The following is a 1,928-nucleotide window of genomic DNA, read 5'->3' as shown; positions in this document are numbered from 1 at the left end:
ACGTTATAATGAGGGCGTCGAGAGAAATTTTATTATCTCTGGAGAAAATATAAAAAATGCGATTATTAGTAAGAAAGGTGTGTGATTAGAGGCGAAATGTATGTAATGTGCTTCAGTGGCTTGTGTAAGCAATATCATCAGTGCTACCGAAGTTATGAAAGTAATGTATAGAATTGAGAAAGAAACGCCTCGCAAATGAAGAGAGGCCGGTTTAGCTAAAATTACTGTTAAAAGTAAAAAAGAGAAACCATTAAAGTAATACACTGTTATTAGAAATGTTGCAACGTATTTATGAAGTCTATTCTATATTGTTCTCTTAAGGGGTCTTTATATAAAGAGCGGATATTACGAGTAAACTTTTTTGTGAACGCTAACAATTATATTAGGACGCTAATTAGCGAATGTTTCAATTTGGATTCATTATGATGAAGGACATACAATGTGGGGCAACTTGTAAGGAATTCATTTTCCAGAAAGGGAATATTTGTTAGGTGCAAAGAGAGATGCAGGAATAGATACAAGGGGGAGTTATTATATGAACGGGAATACTGCAAAGAAAATAGAAGTTCAAGCTGAAAATACCGCACGAAAAAATGAGCAATATGCAGATCCGAAAAAGTGGCATAAGCAGGATACTACATGGGCACTCAGTCTATTTGGAACTGCAATTGGAGCAGGGGTGCTCTTTTTACCGATTAATGCAGGTTCAGGTGGTTTATTATCTTTACTACTAATTACATTACTTGCATATCCAGTTATGTACTACTCACATAGGGCGCTTGCTAAAATGATATACGCTTCTAATTCTGCTGATGAGGGGATCACAGGTACAATTAGAGAGTATTTCGGAAATAAAGCGAGTATCATTTTTAACATCGTATATTTCGGTTCAATTTATACAATCGTACTAATGTATTCGGTTGCGCTTACAAACACTGCAAGTAGTTTTATCGTGCATCAATTGCACATGCCAGAACCTCCAAGAGCTATTTTATCACTTGTATTAGTTCTTGGTCTTATCGCTATACTGAATTTTGGTCAAGATATTACTGTAAAGGTAATGAGTATGTTAGTGTATCCTTTCATAGTTTCTCTACTTTTTATCGCAATATCTTTAATTCCACAGTGGAATACGTCAATGCTTAGTTTTTCAGCTGTTTCAACTGCTTCAACAGGAACAGGCTATTTTGGAACGATATTGATGATTCTACCAATCATCGTATTCTCATTTAATCATTCACCTATGATTTCATCATTTGTTGTGAAACAGAGAGCTACGTATGGAATCGAAGCCACTGATGCTAAATGTGCGCAAATACAAAAGGTTTGTTATATCATGACATTCGCTGTTGTTATGTTCTTCGTTTGGAGTAGCGCATTGAGCTTGACTCCAGATGATATAAAAATGGCAAAAGAACAAAACTTATCAATTCTTTCATATCTTGCTAATGAGCTTAATTCGCCTGTAATCACTATTGCAGCTCCAATTATTGCTTTTGTGGCTATTACAAAGTCTTTCCTTGGCCATTATATCGGAGCATTTGAAGTAATGCGTGACATGATTATTAAGTTCGGTAAATCACGTGGAAAAGATATTGAAGAAAAAACAATTAAGACAATAATCCTTACTTTTGTTGTATTATCATGCTGGTTTGTTGCTTATACAAATCCAAGTATTCTTGGACTTATTGATTCTCTAAGCGGTCCATTAGTTGCTGCTATCTTATGTCTATTACCGATGTATGCGATTCAAAAAGTTCCAGTACTAGCTAAATACAAAGGGAAAATGAGTAACGTATTTGTTATTATTGTAGGTGTACTTACTGTCTTAGCAAGTATTAAATCATTATTCTAATTCACTACTGTTGGTTTTAGTATCAAAATAGTTGGATCTGAGAAAAGAAGGAGCAAGTTTTGAATAGTTTTTT

At 34.5% G+C, this 1,928-nt stretch carries 1 protein-coding gene; it reads left to right on the top strand.

Annotated elements, in window-relative coordinates; genetic code table 11:
- Positions 1–535 precede the first annotated feature (535 nt).
- Positions 536–1,855, top strand: a complete 1,320-nt coding sequence (locus ACQGSG_RS28685) for an aromatic amino acid transport family protein (RefSeq protein ID WP_001014189.1) — start codon at positions 536–538, stop codon at positions 1,853–1,855.
- Positions 1,856–1,928: the final 73 nt, after the last annotated feature.

Source organism: Bacillus sp. GMa5/1 (genome assembly GCF_050172015.1).
GTDB lineage: Bacteria > Bacillota > Bacilli > Bacillales > Bacillaceae_G > Bacillus_A > Bacillus_A cereus.
Note: the sequence above shows the minus strand (reverse complement) of the source record. Positions and strands in the feature narration are given on the sequence as shown.